A 21904-nucleotide genomic window follows, 5' to 3' on the forward strand; every position below is an offset into this window, starting at 1 on the left:
GACGATTTAGCTCAGCAGGATTCGACCAGCTTCGGTCTGGCCCAGAATCAGCTTGTTCAGACGTTTGACGAAACCTGCGGGATCTTCAAGCTGCGCGCCTTCAGCGAGCAGCGCCTGGCCGTAGAGCAGTTCGGCCAAATCGACGAAACCTTCGCCCTCACCTGCATCACGCAGACGTATCACCAACGGATGCTCTGCATTGAGTTCCAGGATCGGTTTGGCCAAAGGCACTTTCTCGCCCGCTTGCTGAAACATTTTCTGCAAACGTTGACTCAGCGCGTTATCGCCTGAAACCAAGCACGATGGTGATTCGGTAAGGCGTGAAGACAAGCGCACGGATTCGACGCGGGACTCCAAAGCCTTGGCAACGCGCGTCACCACTTCTTCAAAATCCTTGTTCTGCTGAACCTGCTCAGGCGTTTCTTCCTTACCGCCAAGATCAACGCCTGCACGCGCAACACTCTCCAGCTTCTTGCCTTCGAATTCGTGCAGGTTGGAGACAACCCATTCGTCGATACGATCAGTGAGCAACAACACTTCAAAACCGCGTTTGCGGAAACCTTCCAAATGCGGGCTGGCATTTGCAGCGGCAAGCGTGTCTGCGGTGAGGAAGTAAATCGCCTCCTGCTCCGCAGGCATACGAGCGACATACGCCGCGAGCGTAACTTCAGGCGTAACCGATTGCGTGGTTGAGCTGAAGCGACAGAGCTTGGCAAGACGATCACGATTAGCAACGTCATCGACCATGCCTTCTTTCAGCACCACACCAAAAGCCTGCCAGAACTTGGCGTAGTCCTCGGGCTTTTTCTCGGCCATATCGTCGAGCATGTCGAGAACACGTTTGACCAGCGCGCTCTTGATCTTCTCAACGGTGCGATTGCCTTGCAGCAGCTCGCGCGAAACATTGAGTGGCAGGTCAGAAGAATCCACCAAGCCACGCACAAATCGCAGATAAGGCGGCAACAACTCTGCAGCCTTGTCCATGATGAACACGCGCTTCACGTAAAGCTGAACGCCGCGGCTTTGGTCGCGGTCCCACATATCGAACGGTGCACGCGCCGGGATATAGAGCAGCGAGGTGTATTCGAGATTGCCTTCCACTTTCTGATGCGTCCATGCCAGCGGCGCTTCATGGTCGTGGCTGATGTGCGTGTAGAAGTTCTGGTAATCCTCGTCCGTCAGCTCAGACTTGGGACGCGTCCAAAGCGCACGCGCTTGGTTCAGCGTTTCCCATTCCTTGCTGTCTTCATCGAGCATGCGGATAGGCAGGCCGATGTGATCAGAGTAGCGACGGATGATGTGCTGCAAGCGCATCGGCTCAAGGAATTCCTTGTCGTCCTCGCGCACATGCAAAATCACTTCGGTACCACGATCGAGTTTGAATGACGGCTCCAGCGTGTAGCTGCCCTCGCCTTCAGACTCCCAGCGCACGGCTTCGTCTGAATCCGCGCGCTTGGTCAACACGGTGACTTTGTCGGCGACGATGAAGGCTGAATAGAAACCCACACCAAACTGGCCAATCAACTGCGCGTCTTTTTGCTGTTCGCCGGTCAGTGATTCGAGAAATTTCTTGGTGCCGGACTTGGCGATGGTGCCGAGGTTCTCAATCACCTCCTCGCGCGACATGCCGATGCCGTTGTCCTTGATTGTGAGCGTGCCTGCGGCCTTGTCGAGGCTCAGGTCGATACGGAGCTCAGTGTCTTCACCTAACAGCGCTGGGCTCGACACAGCAAGGAAGCGCAGCTTGTCGACCGCATCCGATGCATTGGAGACCAACTCGCGAAGGAAGATTTCCTTGTTGGAATACAGCGAGTGGATCATCAAGCGTAGTAGCTGACGGGTTTCGGCTTGGAATTCGTGCTTTTCGGCGGACATGGTTCTATTTAATCTTTGGGATCAAGTGTGTGGGATGTAAAGCTAATGAGGCTCAGAAGCTGATTTTCAAGCCCTCAACTCTGGTCGTAAGACGACAAAAAGCCAGTACCGGGAACCCGATACTGGCTTTTCTTAAGCTTGAAACGTCGTGAGCTTTCGCCCGCGAGTCGCTGATTAAGCGAGCTTTTCCTTGATGCGAGCTGCCTTACCGGCGAGGTCACGCAGATAGTAGAGCTTGGAGCGTGCGACGTCGCCGCGGCGCTTCACGATGATCTCAGCAACCTGGCTGCTGTAGGTCTGGAAAACGCGCTCAACACCTTCGCCGTGCGAAATCTTGCGAACGGTGAATGCCGAGTTCACGCCGCGGTTGCGGCGGGCGATAACAACGCCTTCGAACGCCTGCAGACGCTCGCGGTCGCCTTCTTTAACCTTAACTTTCACTTCGACGGTGTCACCAGGACGGAAATCCGGGATCTTCTTGCCCATCTGTTCCGCTTCAATCGCGGCGATAATTTTGTTCTGCATAACACTCACCTCATATCAAATGACGTTCTGCTCAGCGATAAACTCACTCAGCAGTTGCTTCTTTTCCTTGTCCAGCGCCAGCCCTTCTAACAAGTCAGGCCGTTTCAACCATGTGGCACCGAGAGCCTGCTTCAGTCGCCAGCGCGCCACTTTGGCGTGGTCGCCGCACATCAGCACTTCAGGTACCGACTGGCCGCGCCAGTCTTCAGGCCGCGTGTAGTGTGGGTGATCCAAGATGCCTGCCGAGAACGAATCGTTCACTGCCGATGCCTCATGGCCCAACACGCCGGGTAGCAACCTCGCCACCGCGTCGATCACCACCATCGCCGCCAATTCACCGCCGGACAAAACAAAGTCGCCCAGCGACAATTCCATATCTAACTGCGTTCGCACGAAGCGTTCATCAATGCCTTCGTAGCGACCACATACCAAAACCAGTGCGGGCATCTCTGCCAGCTTTTCGACCAAGGCTTGCGTCAGTGGTTGGCCTTGCGGCGACAACCCAATCACGCGTACATCGCCCAGTTCTGCTCGGGCATCAGTGATTGCGCGAGCCAGCGGCTCAGCTTCCATCACCATTCCCGGACCACCACCGTAGGGTCGGTCGTCAACGCGGCGCCATTTGTTGCCACTGTAGTCACGCGGGTTACGCGTACTCAGCTGCAGGGCTCCGCCTTCAACCGCAATCCTCGGCATGCCGTGCTTACCTGTCTGTTCCACCAACTCGGGGAACAGCGTCAGCACTTCAATCTTCATGCTTCCTAGTACTCTGGAAGCCAGTCGGCGACGATCAAACCCTGACCGATATCGACCGACTTGATGATGTGATCCTGTACAAACGGAATGAGCCGTTCGGTTTCAGCATCCTTCACCACCAAAATATCTTGTGCGCCGTTGCTGGTGATTTCAGTCACCTCGCCTAGTGCGTCACCTTGCTCCGACTGAACCTTGAGACCGATCAAGTCGTGCCAGTAATACTGTCCATCTCCGGCAGGCGGTAGCGAAGAACGCTCCACCTGAATCTCGCTACCAATCAGTGATTCGGAGACGTTGCGGTCAGTGACCGGCAGCCCATCTCTACCGCTAATTTGTGCGACAAGGCCGCGTCCATGGACACGGCCTTCCAGCAATTGAGCCTGATAACCCTCGCTGCCTTCGCCTTTGGCGATCCACCAGCGTGAATAATCAAGGATGTTGCGCTCAGGTCGCGTGGAGGAGATTACCTTCACCCAACCTTTAATCCCGTACGCTCCGACGACGCGGCCCAGCGTCACTCGGCGCGTATTCATCGGGCTTAAGCGGCCTTAGGCAGGCTCTTGAGCAAGTACGTAACGCGCTCAGAAACCTGTGCGCCGTGCTTGGTCCAATGGTCAACGCGACCAGCGTCAACAACCAGCTTCTGTTCTGCGCCGCGGGCGTTAGGGTTGTAGAAACCCAGGCGCTCGATGAAGCGGCCGTCACGCGGGCTGCTCTTTTCGGTGGCGACAACATGATAGAACGGGCGCTTCTTAGAGCCAGCACGAGCTAAACGGATGGTAACCATACTTAATCGTTTCCAAATATCGTGCGACCGAAAGAGTCCGGGCGCATTAAAGGGCGCGCATTTTAGCCATTTATGAAGGCGTCCACAATCTATTTCGACAAATTATCTCAATTTATGTACAGGAAGTACGGTATGTGGGCGGGCGCATGGATGCGCAGGAGCCCACAACGGGCATTGCGCCCTTGAGACTGTGGCCATCAAAAATCAAAAAAGAGCGATCTAACAGCAAAATCAGCGGGCTAAAACAGCCCAAAACCACCAAAACTTAGCGTTTTGGCATCATTCCGGGCGGCATTTTACCAGCCAGACTACGCATCATCTTCATCATTCCGCCGCCCGCCATCTTCTTCATCATGTCGCGGGTGGTTTCGAACTGGCGCATCAACTGGTTCACCGCCTGTACCTCAACCCCAGCACCGGCCGCGATGCGGCGCTTGCGCGAGGCTTTGATCAAATCAGGGTACTTACGCTCCTGCTTGGTCATCGAATTGATGATGGCGACCGAACGCTTGATCTGCTTTTCCGGGTTGGCCTTGGCCACCTGCGCCTTCATCTGCGCACCACCCGGCAGCTTGTCCAGAATCGCCTCCATGCTGCCCATGTTCTGAACCTGAGCCATCTGTTCGCGGAAATCTTCGAGATCGAAGGTTTTGTTCTTCTTCAGCTTCTCAGCAAACTTCAGCGCTTTTTCTTGATCGACTTTGCGCGTGGTTTCTTCAATCAGGCTGAGCATGTCGCCCTGACCGAGAATGCGCGTGGCAATACGATCCGGGTGGAAGATCTCGAGCTTGTCGGACTTCTCGCCCATACCCATGAACTTGATCGGCTTGCCAGTGACCTGACGAACCGACAGCGCCGCACCACCGCGTGAGTCGCCATCAACCTTGGTCAACACCACGCCGGTCAGAGGCAGAACATCAGCAAAAGCCTTGGCGGTCTTGGCTGCGTCCTGACCCGTCATGCTGTCGACGACGAATAGGGTTTCAACCGGATTGAGCGCACCGTGCAACGCGGTGATCTCTTTCATCATGTCTTCGTTGACCGTGGTACGGCCCGCGGTATCGACAATCAGAACATCAGCGTAAGTCTTACGCGCATGTGCCAACGCGGCTTCAGCAATGGCAATTGGGTTTTGGCCAACTTCCGAAGGGAACCACTCAACGCCGACATTGCCGGCGACGATGCGCAACTGCTCAATAGCAGCCGGACGATAAACGTCGGCCGATACGACGATGACGGTTTTTTTCTCGCGTTCTTTCAGGAACAGCGCCAGCTTGCCGGTGGTGGTGGTTTTACCTGCACCCTGCAAACCTGCCATCAAGATAACGGCTGGTGGCTGCGCGCGAAGATTGATGGGTTCTGCAACACCACCCAAGGTCTGCGTCAGTTCCTGTTGAACCACGCGCAAGAATTGCTGGCCCGGTGTCAGGCTCTGCGTGATCTCAACACCGATTGCACGCACTTTGATGCGTTCGATGAATTCCTTAACAACCGGCAGCGCAACGTCGGCTTCAAGCAGCGCCATGCGCAGCTCGCGCGTTGCGGCATTGATCTGATCTTCCGTCAGTCGGCCTTGGCCGCGAATGGAATCGAGAACAGTGCCAAGTCGGGTCGTTAAATTTTCAAACATGCGAGAAACCGGGAGCGTGAAACAAGAGAATTCAGAGGCGGCATTCTACCGGGTCGGTAGCTGCGCGAGGCGTTTAAATTTCGATCAGATCGCCACGTTTGAGATGGCGGTAATCCCAACCAGCCAGTTCCTTGCGGCATTCCGTTTCGATGATCTGCTCATAGCCCGGCTTGTGGTGCGTCAGCAGGATTTGCGGCTTATGACGCAGCTTGTGCAGCTCGCGCCCCAACAAAACCGGAGTGAAATGCTTGGAAGCTTCCGCCAGCTCGTCGTCTTCGTTCGGGAAGGCGATCTCAATCATCAGCTTGTCCAGACGCGGCAAGCTGTTGAGGAAAGTCCAGAGACCTTCATTGGCGTAGGTATCGCCCGTAAACACAAAAGTACCGCGCTCAGCCTCAACCGCATAACCAACCGCAGGCACTGTGTGCAGCACTTTAAAAGCAGTGAGTTTGTAGTGATCCGCAGACGTCAGCGATTGGCCTGGCTCAATCGTGGAAAACGCCAACAAGGGATTTTGCTCATTCGGCAGCACGGAAAAATCTGGCCAGATTTTCCAGTTAAAAATATGTTCTTTGATTGCCGAAAGTGTTTCTGCTGTCGCCCAAACCTTCACGGGACGCTCAATCAGATCGAACAGGTTATCGGCCATAAAAGCGAGGCCACAAACGTGATCGAGATGCGAATGGGTCAAGAAGATCTGGCGGATGCGGGCTTGCTGTTCGAGGCTTAAATCGCCCACGCCAGTACCCGCGTCGATGAGGGTCTCATCGCCGACCAATAAGCTGGTCGTGCGCAGGCCAGGGCCGACGCCACCGCTACAGCCTAAGACCTTGATCCGCATGCCTTCCTTCACTGTGAATGTAGGATTTGATACTAGCATAGCGACCGCAAACATCCGGAAGTGTGTGCTTGGGCTCATCCGCACGATATTTCGGCGAAAAACGCTAAATGGCCCGACTAGTCCAAACCCAAATCTGAAACATCGCCCTTGCCCTGACGCAGCAATTGCACGGTGCCGCCGGTTAGATCGAGCACTGTGGTCGGTGCCGTTCCGCAGTTACCACCATCCAGAACAATATCGACCTCACGCATCAACTGATCGCGCCAATCTTGCGGATCGTCGACCGGATCATCTTCACCCGGAAACTGCAGCGTGCAACTAATCAGGGGCTCGCCCAGTGTCTCCAACATGGTTTGCGCAATCACATGCTCAGGCACGCGAATACCAATCGTCTTACGCTTTTCATGTGCGACGCGGCGCGGCAGCTCTTTGGTCGCGTCCAATACAAAGGTGTAAGGCCCTGGCGTCAGACGCTTGAGCAAACGGAACTGTGTGTTGTCGACGCGTGCATAGGTCGAGATCTCAGAAAGATCGCGGCACATCAAGGTGAATTGGTGATGACGGTCGAACTGACGAATGCGCCGCAGTCGCTCCGCAGCCTCACGATCGCCTAGATGACAGCCTAGTGCGTAGCAAGAATCTGTGGGGTACGCGATCACCGCGCCCGCACGCAGCCGCACCGCAACTTGCGCCAGCAGGCGCTTCTGCGGGTTGTCTGGATGTAGTTCGAACCAATCAGCACTCATGCAACATTGTAGCGGCAGCTATAATCGACGTATGAAATTCTTCCTCGACCTGTTTCCCGCCCTCGCCTTTTTCGCTGCCTATTACATTGGCGGCATTTACGTAGCCACGAGCGTGCTCATCGTCTCGATGTTTGCGCTGGTGCTGATCTACTGGCTGTGGAAGCGCGAGCTTCACAAGATGCACCTGATCACCGCCATCATCGTGGCCTTCTTCGGCGGCCTGACGCTGTATATCCACGATCCGGCGTTCATCAAGTTCAAACCCACTGCGCTTTATGCGGTGTTCTCGCTCGCACTGCTGCTGAGCCATGTGATCGGCGAGAAGGTGCTATTGCAACGCATCCCGCAAACCGCGCTACAGATTCCTGATCCGGTGTGGCGCCGCATCAACTTTGCCTGGGCGATTTTCTTCGCCTTCTGCGCGGTGTTGAACCTCTACGTTGCCTCTAATTTCGACGAATCGACTTGGGTCAAATTCAAAACCTTTGGCTTTAGCGCACTGATGCTGGTGTTCATGCTGTCGCACATTCCTTTTATCGCACGCTACCTGCCGCAGGAAAAGTAATGCTGTACATGATTCTTGGGCACGATGTGCCGAACAGCCTCGCGATGCGCAAAGAAACGCGTCCTGCACATGTTGAGCGTCTCAAATTACTCCAAGCAGAAGGCCGCTTGATTCTCGCTGGGCCGCGTCCAGCGATTGACGCCCTTGATCCGGGCGCCGCTGGCTTTGTAGGCAGCTTGGTCGTCGCAGAGTTTGCTGACCTTGCCAGCGCACGCGCGTGGGCCGATGAAGATCCTTACGTTAAAGCAGGCGTCTATTCGCACGTAGACGTGCAGCCTTTCATTAAAGCGCTGCCGTGACACGCATCGAGAAAATTCGCGGTGCATTGCAGCTCACGCTGCAGCCGCAACAAATCGAAGTCGAAGACGAAAGCCATCTACACGCCGGCCACGCTGGCGCTGCAACGGGCCGCGGGCACTTCAATGTGAAAGTTGTGGCTGAGGCATTTACGGGGCAATCGCTGATTGCCCGTCATCGTATGGTTTACGCCGCTGTTGATGCACTGATGCAAACCGATATTCACGCGCTCAGCATTCGCGCGCTGACGCCTGCAGAAAGCGTCGCGCAGTCGTCGTCAAACTAAGTTTATTTTGCCACTAAGGCTTTCAGGGCCTTCTGCATATCTTCAACGCTCATATCCTGCATGAGCCTGCCAACCTGTTTGCCCTGACGATCAAACAAAGCCACCCAGCCGGTTGAAACAGAACCGGCCAGCAACTGCGGCACGCCAAGCGCAAAAGCCTGTTGTTTGGATTTGAAGAATGTTTTGTCGTTGGTTACATCAAGGCTGGCAAAATTGATCTTGCCCTCAAAGCCTTTGTAAGCCTCTTCCAATTTTGGCTTGATGATTTTGCAGTTCATGCACCAATCAGCGGAGATCAAAACCGCCATTGGCTGCGCTGCTTTTGCGGGCTCAGCACTGAGCGCAAGAGAAGAACTCAACAGTGCAACAAAACTCAAAAAAATCGGCAGCAGACGTTTCATAGGTGTTCCAGTTTTAAACATTGGCAAGCTTGGCATGAAGATACTGGATACGACCACAGCAAGGTCCAAATAATTCCCTAAGAGCGATATTTAGATCGACTTGGCCGATAAGGTCTGCAGAGCCTGCTTCATTTCATCCACGCTCATGTCCTGCATGATTTTGCCGACCTGATTGCCATTGCGATCAAACAATGCGACCCAACCCACCGACACTGAGCCCTTCAACAGCTTTGGCACGCCGAGCTTAAAGACCACTTGCTTGGACTGAAAGAATCGTCGGTCGTCAGTGACATCGATGTTCACAAAGTTGATCTTGTGCTCAAAGCCTTTCAAAGCATCGTGCAGCTTAGGCTCAAGAACTTTGCAGTTGGCGCACCAATCAGCGGCGATAAACACAGCCATCGGTTCTGCTGATTTTGTGGGGCCGGCGCTCCAAGCGAGGTTGGAGTTAAAAAACACTGCGAAACTAAAAATAATCGTTATTAAGCACTTCATGTGCGTCCAAATCCTTTGGCGTCAATTCCGAGGCGCGCAAAGTACTGAACTAACTATTCATCAACATTAGACAAATTATCTAACGGTACTATTTATCTACTTGGGCTTTTATCGTTCCGCATAAAGTGTGAAGTGCGTCCCAGTCTAGGATTGCAATGCCCAGCTTTTCTGCCTTGGCTCGCTTGGAACCAGCGGCCTCACCAGCCAATAGAAAGTCCGTTTTAGCTGATACCGAGCCAGTCACTTTTCCGCCTTGTGCCTCGATGAAATCAGAAGCCTGATCTCGTGACACAGGCAGCGTGCCTGTAATTACAAAGGTCTTTCCGAGCAAGGGGCCTTCTGAAGGTCGCGCCGCTGCTTCAGGCCAATGAATGCCTGCCGCTCGCAACTGAGCCAGCAAGTCATGATGTTTGGATTGCGCGAACCAGCGACTGATTTGGCGAGCGACTTCCACGCCAACATCAGGCACTTCACGCAATTTTGGAAAGCGTTCTTTATCTTTGAGCCCTTCAGCATCGGCTGTCGGCGCATCATCTTTCGCCGCTTGTTCTAATGCCTCAAGCGTTCGGAAGTGCGTGGCCAGTCCAACTGCCGTTGCTTCACCGACATCGCGAATACCCAGTGCGTAAATGAAACGACCCAGCGTAGTCGCCTTGCTCGCCTCAATCGCATCAATAACGTTTTGCGCAGACTTTTCGCCCATGCGCTCTAAGCCTGCCAGCGTATCTACGCGCAAGGCATAAATATCTGCAGGCGATTGCAGCAGTGATTGATCGATCAACTGCGCCAATAACTTTTCGCCAAGGCCTTCAATATCCAGCGCGCGACGCGAGACATAGTGCTGAAGCGCGCCATGCAATTGCGCGCGGCAAGTCAGGCCACCACTGCAACGCGCAACGGCCTCGCCTTCTTCCTGCTCAATCGGGCTGCCGCAAACTGGACAACCTGCAGGCAGGGCAATCGCCCGTACATTTTCTCGGCGCTTGGCCAGCACAACTTCTTTTACTTCTGGAATCACATCGCCAGCGCGGCGCACAATCACGGTGTCCCCAATCATCACGCCTTTGCGTGCGACTTCGCCCATATTGTGTAGCGTGGCATTGGACACATTAGCCCCGCCAACAAACACCGGTTTGAGTCGCGCCACTGGCGTGATAGCGCCTGTTCGCCCCACTTGGAATTCGATATTTTCGAGAACCGTCTCAGCTTCCTCGGCTGCGAACTTATATGCGCAGGCCCAGCGCGGCTCACGCGAGACAGAGCCGAGTTCTTCACGCCCAGCCAGATCGTTGAGTTTGAATACGACACCGTCGATATCAAACGGCAAGCCCGCACGCTTTGCGCCAATCGCTTCGAAATAACGCAGACAGCCATCAGCGCCCTGCACCACTTCAATTAATTCTGAAACCGGAAAGCCCCACGCTTTAATCTGCGCCAACACTTCCGAATGTAAACGCGGCGCAGCCCAACCTTCCGTGTAACCAACCGCATAGGCGTAGAAAGCCAAAGGACGCTGCGCCGTGATTTTGGAGTCAAGTTGACGCAGGCTTCCCGCAGCGGCATTACGCGGATTGACCGGCGCCTTCTCACCACGTGCGGTGACGTCATCCACCCAGCGCTTAAAACCCGCGAGTGGCAAATAAACTTCACCGCGAACTTCCAATAGCGGCGGCGTTGCGCCACGTAGAATCAGTGGAATGTGTCGGATCGTTTTGAGATTTTCAGTGATGTCTTCGCCGGTCTCACCATCACCACGCGTTGCACCGCGCACGAGCACGCCGTTTTCGTAGATCAGTGAAACCGCCAAGCCATCGAGCTTGGGCTCAGCCACGTAATCCACCGCGCTGCGCAGCAATGCTTCGCAAACGCGACGATCAAAGTCGCGCAACTCAGCTTCATCATTTTCTTTGCGCAGCGATTGCATCGGCAGGCGATGCTTGACCGGCTTGAACTCTGGACGCGCCACACCACCGACACGTTGCGTCGGAGAGTCAGGCGTTAGGAGTTCAGAGTGAGCAACTTCGAGTGCTTGAAGTTCTTGGAACAGCGCATCGTAAGCCGCATCAGAAATGCTCGGCTGATCTAGAACGTAGTACTGGTGATTGTGCTCGTTGAGCTCGCGCCGCAGTTCTGCGGCGCGTTTTGTAGCGGTGTCTGAAGCGCTCACGCGTTACGGCGCGCCCATTCCTCAACGTCGGCCAGCATGGCGCGCTCGGACGCTTCGGTGAAGGGCTGGCGCTTGTTGTCGAACAACTCGCCCTTGAGGCTCTTGGCGAGTTCCTTGGTGGTATTGAGCAGATCGCGTACAGCGTCTACAGGCGATGCCGGTCCTGGCAACACCATAAATGCGGTGAGGCCCGGCGTGCTGAAGCTCTCAGCTTCCGCAGGATCAAGCTGACCCGGCTTCAGCAAACCAGCGACCGAAAACACCGGCTGACCCAAATCCATGCGGTGATAAATTTTGCGCTCGCCGAAAACCAAAGCTTCTTTGCGCAGTGCGCGATGCAGGTTGTTGCCCATGATCACGCCGCCTTCGCGTTCAGCAATCAGGATGGCGAGAATTTTCTGCTCGACAACCTTAGGCGCTACAACAGGCGCGGCAACTTCAACTTGAGGAATATCAATCACGGGCGCTGCTGGTGCAGATGCTGCAGCCACACCAGGGAATGTTGCGGGATCAGCGCTTTCTTCAAGTTGCAGCGCACCGGGGATTCCGCCCGCCGTTGGTGGTACGCGTCTGCGCGGACGACCCACGCCAAACTCGTCGAACTCACCCGTGCGCGAAAAGATTTCCATCTGATCGCCTGCTGGCGGCTTGTTGATCGCGATAGGCGGTCTTGCGGCAGCCCAGTCTTTCACCACCGGCACGCGTTTTTCGCGGCGGCTGGCAAAGTAAATCGCGACCACCACGACGATGGCGATAATCAGCAAAGCCCATTGCAATGTGCTCATGGCAGCTCTGTTTCCTTTTACTCTTTAGTCTCTGGTTGACCGACTAATTCGACGGCCTGCGATACGTCTACGCTTACCAATCTCGACACACCTGGCTCCTGCATCGTAACGCCGTGCAATTGAGCGGCCAGTTCCATCGTGATCTTATTGTGCGTAATGATAATAAATTGTACGTTATGCGACATCTCTCGCACAATCTCGCAGAAACGGCCAACGTTGGCGTCATCCAGAGGGGCGTCAACTTCGTCCATAAGACAGAACGGCGCCGGGTTGAGCTGGAACAAGGCCAGTAGCAGAGCCACAGCCGTCATCGCCTTCTCACCACCGGACAGCAGGTGAATCGTGCTGTTGCGCTTGCCGGGCGGACGCGCCATCACGCGCACGCCAGCGTCGAGCAGGTCGTCGCCGGTCAGCTCCAGATAGGCTTCGCCGCCGCCGAACAGTTTCGGGAAGCGGTCCTTAAACACGTCATTAACCTTGTCAAAGGTCTCTTTGAAGCGTGATTGCGTCTCGCCATCAATCGACTTGATTGCGCCTTCCAGCATTTCCAGCGCGCCGTGCAAGTCGGCATGTTGGTCACCCAGATACTTCTCACGGGCCTGTGCTTCTTCGAGTTCCTGAATGGCCGCGAGGTTGATCGCACCCAGACGTTCAATACGACGCAACACTGAAGCGAGTTTTTCTTCCCAAGCTTCGGCAGTCGCATCTTCCTTCAAGCCTGCGAACAACTCGTCGTGGTCAACACCGGTTTCTTCGATCTGTGCAGCCAAGCCTTCGCGGCGCGCACGCAGGTTTTCAAATTCGATCTTCGCGGCCTGAACCTTCTCAACCGCTTCGTCCTTACCGTATTCGGCATTACGCGAAGCTTGTACGGCAGCGACCAAAGCAGCTTCCGTTGCTTCTAAGCGTTCACGCGCAACACGCAATTGATCGCGTGCTGCCTGCACCGTAGCGCGAACCTGCTCGACGGTTTCGGATTGATTCTGCAATGGCAGATCCAATTCTTCTGCCATCTGCTGCTGTTCAACGCGCTGATTCGCCAACGTCTCCAACTGTGCAGCCAGATCGCGAAGCGTCTGCTCCAAAGCTGCGAGTGCGCTGCGCTTACCTGCCAGCTGCACATTGATTTCGTTACGCGCCTGCGTCGCTTGGTTGAGACCCATGCGCGCACGCTGAACCAGATCGCGCGTCTTCGCCATTGCCTGCTGAATTTGCGTGCGCTCTTCGCGCAGTTGATTGGCAATCGCTTCAAGCGAGATCAAACGCTCGCGCGTTTCGGTTAACTCTTCTGCTTGCTGCTCACGCTGAGCGTTCAGCGTTTCGATATCTTTGGTCAGCGCGTTCATGCGCGCTTCGGTCTGCTCCAAACGAACAGCCTGCGCCTGACGGAAAGCCATGCGCTGCGCCTGGCGTGCGCGTGCCTGTTCGAAGCGGCCGGACTTATCGCGGCGCTCGTTTTCCATCGCCTGAATGCGATTGCGCAGTTCGCCAAGGATGCGTTCCTTGTCGAGTACCTGTTCGCTCTGCTCTTCAACCTGCACCTTCAGTTGCTTGAGCAACTGACCGCGCGCAATCACGCCACCGCGATCAGCATCGCGACGTGGGTAACGCACCCAGTTACGTCCGCGCCAAACACCGTCTTGCGTAACAACTGACTCGCCCGGATTGAGCGTGGCCATGCGGGCCAGCGCTTCTTCGTTGGTCGCTGCGGTGTAAACGCCGGAGAGGAATTCAATAACAGCGCTTGGGCCCGTGGTCTTGGATGCCAGCGTGCCCGCAGGGCCGCCGTTTCCAGGCACGTGATCCATCAACACCGTGCCAGCCTTAGGGGCGTTGGCGATGCCACGCAGCTTGTCGGCGAACTGCGGCAGCAACGGCGCCTGCAGCAAACCGTCTAACGCATGCTCAACCGCTGATTCCCAACCCGATTCAACTTGCAGCGCAGAAGCGAGGCGCGGCAGTTCGTGCAATTCATTTTGGCGCAGCCAAGCGTTGAGCTCAGCATCGTCTTGACGTAGCGCAGCTTGCTGCAACGTTTCCAACGAAGACATGCGACCGCGTGCGGTCTGCAATGACTGACGCGTTTCATGCAGCGCGGTTTCTGCAGCGGAGCGCTCATCACGCAGGCCCTGCAAATCACTATCCAGCGACTGCAAGCGACCTTGCGATTCTGCAATCTCGTTATTCAGATTGGTCAGCTCGGCATCAACATCAAACAGGCTCGACTGGATCGGGCCAATGTTCAGCGTTTGCTGTTCAGCGCTGAGACGCTTGAGACGCTCATCAATCTGCAACTGCGCGCGTTCCATCTGCTGAACGCGTACGCGCTCACCTTCAGTCTGGAACAAAGGCGACTCAGCACGCTGGGTGAATTCTTCCCAACGATTCTGTTCACGCAGCGAATCTTCTTCCGATTCAATCAGCGCGCCCTGCGCATCAACTTCGCGCTGTTCGCCATCTTTGGCCTGTTGCTCCAACGCAATCAACGATGCGTTTAGATCTTCCAGACGCTTTTGCTCGGACTGCGTGCGACGCTCAACTTCAGCCGTTCGACGGCCGAGCTCTTCGAGCTCGCGCGCCTTCATCGATTTGAGTTCGCGTGCATGGGTCAGGCTTTGTTCCTGACGCGCCAGTGCGGCTTCTGCTTCGTAAACTTTGGACTGCTCTTCGTTCAGCGCCTGCCCTGCAACGCGCTGTTCGATCTCGGCGGCGACGCGAGCGTCTTCGCTGACTTTGACCTGCGTGCGGACGTCTTCCAGTGCTTTTTCAAGATCAGCAATGGATGTCTCATGCGACTGCGATGCATCGACCAAGGCGCGCTGACGCAACGCGAGGATTTCGGCGCGAAGTTGACGCTCTTGGGTCTTGAGTTCTTTGTACTTCTCAGCGTTGGCGGCTTGCTTGTTCAGCACTTCCAGACGCTGCGTGATTTCGCTGCGCAGATCGTTCAAGCGTGCGAGGTTTTCGCGAGTCTGCTTAATACGTGATTCGGTTTCTTTGCGGCGATCTTTATATCGCGAGATGCCCGCGGCTTCTTCCAACCAGTGACGAAGTTCTTCTGGCTTGGCTTCGATCATTCGCGAAACCATGCCCTGCTCGATGATCGCGTACTGGTTCTTGCCACCCAGACCGGTGCCGAGGAACAAATCGGTCACGTCGCGCTTCAAGCATTTGCGACCGTTGAGGAAGTACTGCGAGTTGCCATCACGCGTGAGTTCACGACGCACAGCAATTTCGGCATACGCCGCAAACGGGCCAGCAATCTGGCCGTCGCTGTTATCAAACGTCAATTCAACCATCGCGCGGCCAACCGGCTTACGCGTTTTGGAGCCGTTGAAGATCACGTCTTCAGCGTCGGCTGCGCGCAGGTTCTTGATGCTGGTCTCACCCAGCACCCAGCGCACAGCGTCGATCACGTTGGATTTTCCGCAGCCATTAGGGCCGACCACACCGGTCAGGTTCGCGGGCAGCGGCAGATGGGTCGGATCCACAAAGGATTTGAACCCGGCGATTTTTATGCCAGAAAGTCGCATTGAAACTCTTTTTTGAAGGCCCGTATGACGGGCGCTCTTATAAATGTGAATAACTAAGCCGCTTTTGAGGCGGCCTTTAAGTGCCGTAGTGTAAATTATCGCTACCGCATCTTCACGGGCATTACGCGATTAAGCTTCATAGCCAGCCGCCGCTCGGACTTTGCTCCAAACATCCCCACGATGACGTTTTATTTCATCAGAATAAATAACTTTCACATTACTTAAAGCACAACTGCCATGACCTCCAAACCCAGCAAGACTCTCGAAACCTTCCCCAACCCAGCTCCGCAGCGCGATTTCACCATCCGCATGCGCATGCCGGAGTTCACCTGCCTCTGCCCCAAAACCGGTCAACCGGATTTCGGCACGCTGTATCTGGAATACGTTGCCGACAAATCTTGCGTGGAATTGAAGGCGCTCAAGATGTACCTGTGGAGCTTCCGCAACGAAGGCTGCTTCCATGAAGCTGTGACCAACCAGATTCTTGATGAATTGGTCAAAGCAACAAAACCTCGCTACATGCGCCTCACCGCCGTGTTCAATGTCCGCGGCGGCATCTACACGCACGTCACCGCTGAGCACACCAAGAAGGGCTGGAAAGGCACGCTGCCTCCATCCGCTTGGCATGTTGATCCGACAGGCGCAGGTGAGACGCCGTAAATAATCCAGACAGCTTTTAGGGGAAAGCTCGATGACGTTTTCAGAATTATTGGATTGGCAGTGGAGCGATTACGGCAAGCGCCACCGCAATCGCATGAATCTGATTATTCACATCGTCGCCGTGCCGCTGTTCTGGCTTGGCACGTTTAACGTCATCACCGCTCTATTGTTTGAAGGCGCACTGCACGCGTTTGGCGGCGCGATTCTTGTTGGCCTGTCCCTGTTCGCACAGGGACGCGGCCACGAGATGGAAGCGTTGCAGCCCGTGCCATTCACAACTCGCTGGGAGTTTGTGCGACGCATCGTCGCCGAACAGTTCGTAACGTTTCCGCGTTTTCTTGCGAGCGGTGGTTGGTACGAAAATTTGAAATCGTCAACGTAGGGTGCGCTGCGCGCACCGATCACCTTGGTTAACAGAGTATAGCGGTGCGCACAGCGCGCCCTACGCAGGATACCCAGTCACTTCGCGAATTCTCTTATAAAGCGGCTGCAAACGCGGATACAGCTCGCGGTACACATCACGATATAGCGCGTCATAAACCTTGCGCGCTTCAGGTTCTGGCTCGAAGCGGCTACCGATGCGCGTCATCGCTGAGACCGCAGTAGCGTAATCACCATGCACACCCAAGCCCACAGCCAAATTCACCGCCGCGCCTAAGGCTGAAGTTTCATAGATCTCTGGACGCTCAGCCGTCAAACCAAAAACATCCGCCGTGATCTGCATTGCTTGATCACTCTGCGAACCGCCACCGCCAACAATCACGCGACGAATCGGACGCTTGGTCTTCTTTTCGATCTGCTCACGCCCCGCGCGCAAGCTGTAAACCAAACCTTCGAGAATCGCGCGATACAAATGCGCGCGCGTATGCACATCACCGAAGCCAATGATCGCGCCTTTGGCTTCGGGGCCCGGATCGCGCACGCCCGGCGACCAGTATGGCTGCAAGGTCAGGCCCATTGAGCCCGCTGGAATATTCTTGATGAGGTCATCAAACAACGCTTCGACAGCAACGCCACGTTCTTTCGCCAGCGCCTGTTCTCGTTGCGCAAATTCACGCTTGAACCAACTCACCATCCAGAAGCCGCGGAAAATTTGGATCTCGGTATTCCACGCGTTTGGCATTGCGGCCGGATACGCGGGCAACATGCGCTGCACTTCGATGTATCGCGACTGCGTGGTGTTGATGGTGGCCGTTGTGCCGAACGAAAGCTGCGCGACATCGGGCTCCATCACACCGCAACCGAGCACTTCACAAGCTTTATCCGCAGCAGCAGCAATCACTGGCACGCCAACTGGCAAACCCAAAGCATCAGCAGCAACTTTGCTGAGCGTACCCAGCTTGCCCCCTGGCGCAACTAAGTGCGGCAACTGCTCTTGGCGAACAGCAACGGCTTTCCATTTGAAATCGGCAGGCTTGGCCCAAGCGAGTCGCTTGTAGTCGAAAGGAATAAATCCAACTTGCGATCCCACTGAATCAACGTAGTCGCCAACCAATCGCTCTGTGAGCCAACCGGAGAGAAATAAAAACTTGTGCGTCTCGCGCCACATCTCCGGCTGATGCTGCGCAAACCAGTTGGCTTCTGCCTCGGCCTGAAAATGTTGAATCAGACTTGTTGCTCCAACAAGTTTGAATGCGGTGTTCCACATTGCGCCCATATCAGGTGGCGCAGTGCAGCGACGTTGATCCAACCATACCGTTGCCGGACGCAGAACCTTGCCAGCGCGATCGACGCACACCATGGTGGCGCGCTGCGTGGTCAGTGAAAGTCCAGTGATCTCGTCTGGCTTTACGACGTCTTGTTGCCACAGCTTACGACAGCTTTCGGTAACCGCATTCCAATAAACCTCTGGATCTTGCTCTGCCCAGCCTGGCTGCGGCGATTGATAAGTCGGCTCAATGGCTGTCTGCGCTTTAACCAACAAGTGGCCCTGCGCATCAAACACGATCGCGCGTGCACTTTGCGTGCCGACATCAATCGCAAGAAGTCTGACTTTGCTTGTGTTATCGCTCATGCAATCACCGGCGCGTGATTGCGCTGCCATAGTTCAAGATAGCGTGCAGATTCGGCATTCCAACGCGCTTCATCCCAAGCCAATTCAGTCATGCAAATTTCTTTGACACGCGGCAGAATTTCCAGACCGCCGTTGACCATCACCAAACCAATACGCGTGCGGCGCATTAACAAATCGTCGAGTTGATGAACTTGCTCGTGGCGCGCAGCCCAATGCAGCTCTGCCCAGCAATAGGGCGTGCCTTCGATGATTTCCAACTGCGCTGGTGTTGAACTGCTTAGCAATACGTTTGCTGCTTTTGCACCCAAGCGCCCAAACAAGCGCTCATGCTTCTGCTGCTTTGCAGATTCAAACACGGGCTGATCTTTGCCCGGCGCCAGCGCAGGAACTTGCTTGGCCGCTTCATGCAAAACTTCGCGCGCGGTAACGCGAAAAGTCGTGAGCTTGCCGCCGGTGATATTCACCAAGCCGGGACTGCTCCACATTGCTGACTCGCGTGATTCTTCTGACGGATTATCTTTGCCGCTATCGACAATCGGACGCACGCCTGAGTAAGTTGAAAGTGCATCACTGGACTTTAACTGCAATGCCGGAAATTGATAAGCCAAGCCATCAATCAAATAATCGGCTTCTTCAAGCGTCATTCGTGGATGACCTTGCGATGCATCGTGGTCAAGATCAGTGGTGCCATACACAACAGCGCCTTCCCATGGATACGCAAAGATCGGCCGCTGATCTTTAGGGTGTAACCAAGACACCGCTCTCTTTACCGGCAGCGTGTCTTTTGAGAAAACAAAATGGCTGCCACGCAGAGGACGCAATTTAGGACTTCCTTCTGGCGCCCCTTGCAGATCACTTGCCCACGCACCGCTGGCGTTGATGACAATACTGCCAGCGATCTCACGCGTTTGGCCTGAAGCCGAATCTGTCAGGCGCACGCCTGTTACTTGCGCACCGCTCATCACCACTTCGGCGCGCACGTAGTTGAGTGCAACAGCGCCAGCATCGACCGCATCACGAATCAAACGCTGAACCAAACGCGCATCATCCGTGCGCGCATCTTCGTAATGCACGGCACCAAGCAAATCTGGCTTGCGCAGATTTGGCTCAATCTTCAGCAATGAATTTTGTGACAACCACCCAGAGACGAAAGTGCCTGCCATCAGATCGTAAATCCATAGGCCCATCCGCATCGTGAATTTGCCGGGCTTGGCACCCTGATACAGCGGCATCAGAAAAGGTTGCGTCTCAACAAGGCCCGGCGCTTCACGTAGCAATCGCTGACGCTCGCGTACCGACTCCAGCGTTAAACGCCACTGCTTGTTCTTGAGATAACGCAAACCACCGTGCACCAACTTTGATGATGCCGATGATGTGCCGGAGGCAAAATCATTTTGTTCAACCAGCAGTACACGCGCGCCGGTGCGTACGGCTTCACGCAGAATTCCGGCACCCGAGATGCCGCCGCCAATCACAATCGCGTCGAAAGATGCTGGCAGCGTATTGAGATCAATGCTTGACATGAGGCCCCGTCAATCCTTGTGACGCTAGCTGCTCTGGCATGAGGTGATCTGCAATGGGCGCGAGAAAAGTCGGTGGCCAAGTATCTTCGACCGCATCTAGCATGAGCTGCGACCACATTTCGTCTTCAGGCTTTTGCTCGCATGAGGCTTCCCAAGATTTCTTGTCCACCCACTGAGCATAAGCAATCCACGTGCCCTGCTCGCTCTTATGCAAGCGCGAACCACGTGAGCCACGGTTATTCATCTGCAGCAGCGTTAGTCCTTCCCACGCTTTGCGAAATTGCGTCTCTTTGCCTGGCTTGATCAGCCATTGGTAGATCACTGCGAATTCAGTTTTGTTGTTGCTCACGCGCGCCTCAGACAAATAACTTGCCGGGATTCATCATGGCTTGCGGATCAAACTCACGCGCCATTGCGCGGATCAGATCCATACCCAGCGCGCCCTTCTCTGCTGGCATATACGGCGCGTGATCGACACCAACGCCGTGCTGATGGCTAATGGTGCCGCCATGCTCAACCATCGTTTCGCAGAGGCGACTCTTGAGTTTGCGCCAGCGTTCGTAGTCACCTTCAAAGTTACCTGTCGAGCGAAATACGAAGGTGGAATAAATGCTGCAACCCTGACGATAGACATGCGACAAGTGCGTGAAGGCGTGAACCTTCTCGTTTTCTTTGCCCAACACATCGCGTGCGGTTTGTTCTATCGCACGCATCAGCGGCGTGACTTTGTTCCAGTTGATGGCGGTTTCGACTGTGTCGGCTGCGTAGCCTGCTTCCCATAGTGCGTTGCGCAGATAAGGGCCACGGAAACGATTCTTGGCCCATGCTTTGCCCATGAAGCGGCCCACATGCGCACCCTTAAAGCTCGCGGCAATATCGAGTGCGCGATGACGTGAGTGATTGCATTCAATCTCCGAACCCGTCACGCCAATCATCAACATGCATGCGCCTTGACCAATGCCACGCAGACGCAGATAGCGATTCAACCAAGTGAGCGCAGTCTTGTGACCTGCAACGAGTGCGAGTTGGGTTTCAGTTTCAATTTCGTTGGAGAGACGCAGCATCGACAAGGGCACATCGCTTTGCACCATCGTGCGCACAGCATCGAGGCCAATCTCCCAGCTTGGGAAAAATACACCGTGAAAATCTTCGCGCTCAGGCAAGCGTCGAACACGCACAGTCGCTTCTGTCAGCAAACCAAACCTGCCTTCTGAACCCATCACCGCTTCACGCAAATCCTGTCCAGCGCTTGATGCCGGCATGCCACCAACATCCAACTCTCCGCGCGGCGTCACCAGACGCCCAGCAGCAAACATGTTTTCGATGCGGCCATAACGATACGACTGCTGACCGCTGGAACGTGTAACTACCCAACCACCGAGCGTCGAATATTCATACGACTGCGGAAAGTGGCCAAGCAGATAACCATGCGGTTTGAGCAGCGCCTCGACCTGCGGGCCCGGCGTACCTGCGCCGATGGTGGCCAGCATCGAAGTCTCGTCGAGCTTGAGCAGTTTGTTCATCCGCTCTAGCGAGATGTTCACGACGGGCTGATCGCCTGCCGGAACATTCAGATGCCCGACAACGCTGGTGCCACCGCCGTAAGGAATCACGATGGCGCCGATTTTTTTGGCTTCTGCCAATGCAACTGCGGCTTCATCGTGCGTCGTTGGAAACGCGACGCCATCGGCATAAGGGCCCATGCGGCCTGAGCGCATCGCAATCCAGTCTGGAAAACTTTGACCACGCGAGCGATCAAGACGCGTCGCTGCGTCAGTCACAAATAGAGGGGATTTAACTCTGGATTCCGGAACCGTCTTCAACGCTTGCTCGCGCGTCGCGTCCGTTGACGGAACTCCGTCGCCAACGCGTTCGCGCACAAATGCGCGCGCGTCGTCAGTCAATGCAAATATGTCGCTATCGTCGCCCCAACCGTTCCAGCGTCTCACAATAGATTCCCCACATGTTATTTGCGAGGAAGTATAGCTTTAGGAACTGTTGCCGCTCAGGGCACAGAG

At 55.2% G+C, this 21904-nt stretch carries 22 protein-coding genes; 5 read left to right on the forward strand and 17 right to left on the reverse strand.

Features of this window, described 5'->3' with window-relative positions; translation table 11 throughout:
* Positions 1 to 6 precede the first annotated feature (6 nt).
* The 8 genes from htpG to CJD38_RS04990 all read right to left on the reverse strand — a co-directional run bounded on the left by htpG (position 7) and on the right by CJD38_RS04990 (position 7160).
* Complete coding sequence (gene htpG / locus CJD38_RS04955; RefSeq protein WP_107939219.1) at positions 7 to 1875, reverse strand: molecular chaperone HtpG; 1869 nt, start codon at positions 1873 to 1875, stop codon at positions 7 to 9.
* 174 nt (positions 1876 to 2049) lie between these two features.
* A complete protein-coding gene (rplS, locus tag CJD38_RS04960; RefSeq protein WP_107939220.1) occupies positions 2050 to 2400 on the reverse strand; it encodes a 50S ribosomal protein L19 in 351 nt (116 codons plus the stop codon).
* A gap of 15 nt (positions 2401 to 2415) precedes the next feature.
* Positions 2416 to 3156: a tRNA (guanosine(37)-N1)-methyltransferase TrmD gene (gene trmD / locus CJD38_RS04965; protein ID WP_107939221.1), complete on the reverse strand. Its 741-nt coding sequence runs from the start codon at positions 3154 to 3156 to the stop codon at positions 2416 to 2418.
* A 5-nt stretch (positions 3157 to 3161) separates the two neighbouring features.
* Positions 3162 to 3689: a ribosome maturation factor RimM gene (gene rimM, locus CJD38_RS04970; protein WP_107939222.1), complete on the reverse strand. Its 528-nt coding sequence runs from the start codon at positions 3687 to 3689 to the stop codon at positions 3162 to 3164.
* A 5-nt stretch (positions 3690 to 3694) separates the two neighbouring features.
* The gene (gene rpsP / locus CJD38_RS04975) at positions 3695 to 3943 is read right to left on the reverse strand and encodes a 30S ribosomal protein S16 (RefSeq protein ID WP_107939223.1); all 249 of its coding nucleotides are present in this window, start codon (positions 3941 to 3943) and stop codon (positions 3695 to 3697) included.
* Between the two features lie 265 nt (positions 3944 to 4208).
* Positions 4209 to 5573 carry a signal recognition particle protein gene (gene ffh / locus CJD38_RS04980; RefSeq protein ID WP_107939224.1) on the reverse strand — a complete coding sequence of 455 codons (1365 nt, stop codon included), beginning with the start codon at positions 5571 to 5573 and terminating at the stop codon, positions 4209 to 4211.
* A gap of 73 nt (positions 5574 to 5646) precedes the next feature.
* On the reverse strand, positions 5647 to 6414 hold the full coding sequence (locus CJD38_RS04985; protein WP_107939701.1) for an MBL fold metallo-hydrolase: 768 nt from the start codon (positions 6412 to 6414) through the stop codon (positions 5647 to 5649).
* A 116-nt stretch (positions 6415 to 6530) separates the two neighbouring features.
* Complete coding sequence (locus CJD38_RS04990; protein WP_107939225.1) at positions 6531 to 7160, reverse strand: L-threonylcarbamoyladenylate synthase; 630 nt, start codon at positions 7158 to 7160, stop codon at positions 6531 to 6533.
* A gap of 31 nt (positions 7161 to 7191) precedes the next feature.
* On the opposite strand from CJD38_RS04990, the gene CJD38_RS04995 reads away from it, so the two are divergent.
* From CJD38_RS04995 to CJD38_RS05005, 3 genes are read left to right on the forward strand one after another with little or no spacing between them, the layout of a single operon-like run.
* A complete protein-coding gene (locus CJD38_RS04995; protein ID WP_161554169.1) occupies positions 7192 to 7725 on the forward strand; it encodes a septation protein A in 534 nt (177 codons plus the stop codon).
* On the forward strand, positions 7725 to 8024 hold the full coding sequence (locus CJD38_RS05000; protein ID WP_107939227.1) for a YciI family protein: 300 nt from the start codon (positions 7725 to 7727) through the stop codon (positions 8022 to 8024). Before CJD38_RS04995 ends, CJD38_RS05000 begins: the two co-directional genes overlap by 1 nt.
* Positions 8021 to 8308, forward strand: coding sequence for a BolA family protein (locus tag CJD38_RS05005; RefSeq protein ID WP_107939228.1), 288 nt, complete (start codon positions 8021 to 8023; stop codon positions 8306 to 8308). The genes CJD38_RS05000 and CJD38_RS05005 overlap by 4 nt, the downstream gene beginning before the upstream one ends.
* 2 nt (positions 8309 to 8310) lie before the next feature.
* Here the strand turns inward: CJD38_RS05005 and CJD38_RS05010 are convergent, their stop codons facing one another.
* The 5 genes from CJD38_RS05010 to smc form a co-directional block, all read right to left on the reverse strand.
* Positions 8311 to 8709, reverse strand: a complete 399-nt coding sequence (locus CJD38_RS05010) for a thioredoxin domain-containing protein (RefSeq protein WP_161554170.1) — start codon at positions 8707 to 8709, stop codon at positions 8311 to 8313.
* Positions 8710 to 8799: 90 nt separating this feature from the next.
* A complete protein-coding gene (locus tag CJD38_RS05015) occupies positions 8800 to 9204 on the reverse strand; it encodes a TlpA family protein disulfide reductase (protein WP_107939230.1) in 405 nt (134 codons plus the stop codon).
* Between the two features lie 88 nt (positions 9205 to 9292).
* The gene (gene ligA / locus CJD38_RS05020) at positions 9293 to 11371 is read right to left on the reverse strand and encodes an NAD-dependent DNA ligase LigA (protein ID WP_107939231.1); all 2079 of its coding nucleotides are present in this window, start codon (positions 11369 to 11371) and stop codon (positions 9293 to 9295) included.
* On the reverse strand, positions 11368 to 12156 hold the full coding sequence (locus CJD38_RS05025; protein ID WP_107939232.1) for a cell division protein ZipA C-terminal FtsZ-binding domain-containing protein: 789 nt from the start codon (positions 12154 to 12156) through the stop codon (positions 11368 to 11370). Before CJD38_RS05025 ends, ligA begins: the two co-directional genes overlap by 4 nt.
* A 17-nt stretch (positions 12157 to 12173) precedes the next feature.
* Positions 12174 to 15689 carry a chromosome segregation protein SMC gene (smc, locus tag CJD38_RS05030; protein ID WP_107939233.1) on the reverse strand — a complete coding sequence of 1172 codons (3516 nt, stop codon included), beginning with the start codon at positions 15687 to 15689 and terminating at the stop codon, positions 12174 to 12176.
* Between the two features lie 237 nt (positions 15690 to 15926).
* On the opposite strand from smc, the gene queF reads away from it, so the two are divergent.
* Positions 15927 to 16349, forward strand: a complete 423-nt coding sequence (gene queF, locus CJD38_RS05035) for a preQ(1) synthase (RefSeq protein WP_107939234.1) — start codon at positions 15927 to 15929, stop codon at positions 16347 to 16349.
* A 31-nt stretch (positions 16350 to 16380) separates the two neighbouring features.
* Positions 16381 to 16731, forward strand: a complete 351-nt coding sequence (locus tag CJD38_RS05040) for a terminase (protein WP_107939235.1) — start codon at positions 16381 to 16383, stop codon at positions 16729 to 16731.
* Positions 16732 to 16791: 60 nt separating this feature from the next.
* On the opposite strand, the gene CJD38_RS05045 is transcribed toward CJD38_RS05040, so the two are convergent.
* Genes CJD38_RS05045 through CJD38_RS05060 form a run of 4 tightly spaced genes read right to left on the reverse strand, consistent with a single transcriptional unit; the run spans position 16792 to position 21835 of the window.
* Positions 16792 to 18363, reverse strand: a complete 1572-nt coding sequence (locus CJD38_RS05045) for an FGGY-family carbohydrate kinase (protein WP_107939702.1) — start codon at positions 18361 to 18363, stop codon at positions 16792 to 16794.
* Positions 18360 to 19886 carry a glycerol-3-phosphate dehydrogenase/oxidase gene (locus CJD38_RS05050; RefSeq protein WP_107939236.1) on the reverse strand — a complete coding sequence of 509 codons (1527 nt, stop codon included), beginning with the start codon at positions 19884 to 19886 and terminating at the stop codon, positions 18360 to 18362. The genes CJD38_RS05045 and CJD38_RS05050 overlap by 4 nt, the downstream gene beginning before the upstream one ends.
* Entirely contained in the window at positions 19873 to 20235 is a 363-nt protein-coding gene (locus CJD38_RS05055) for an antibiotic biosynthesis monooxygenase (protein ID WP_146165928.1), read from the reverse strand. The genes CJD38_RS05050 and CJD38_RS05055 overlap by 14 nt, the downstream gene beginning before the upstream one ends.
* A gap of 7 nt (positions 20236 to 20242) precedes the next feature.
* The gene (locus tag CJD38_RS05060; protein WP_107939238.1) at positions 20243 to 21835 is read right to left on the reverse strand and encodes an FAD-binding oxidoreductase; all 1593 of its coding nucleotides are present in this window, start codon (positions 21833 to 21835) and stop codon (positions 20243 to 20245) included.
* Between the last annotated feature and the right edge of the window lie 69 nt (positions 21836 to 21904).

This window comes from Stenotrophobium rhamnosiphilum (assembly GCF_003052265.1).
GTDB lineage: Bacteria > Pseudomonadota > Gammaproteobacteria > Nevskiales > Nevskiaceae > Stenotrophobium > Stenotrophobium rhamnosiphilum.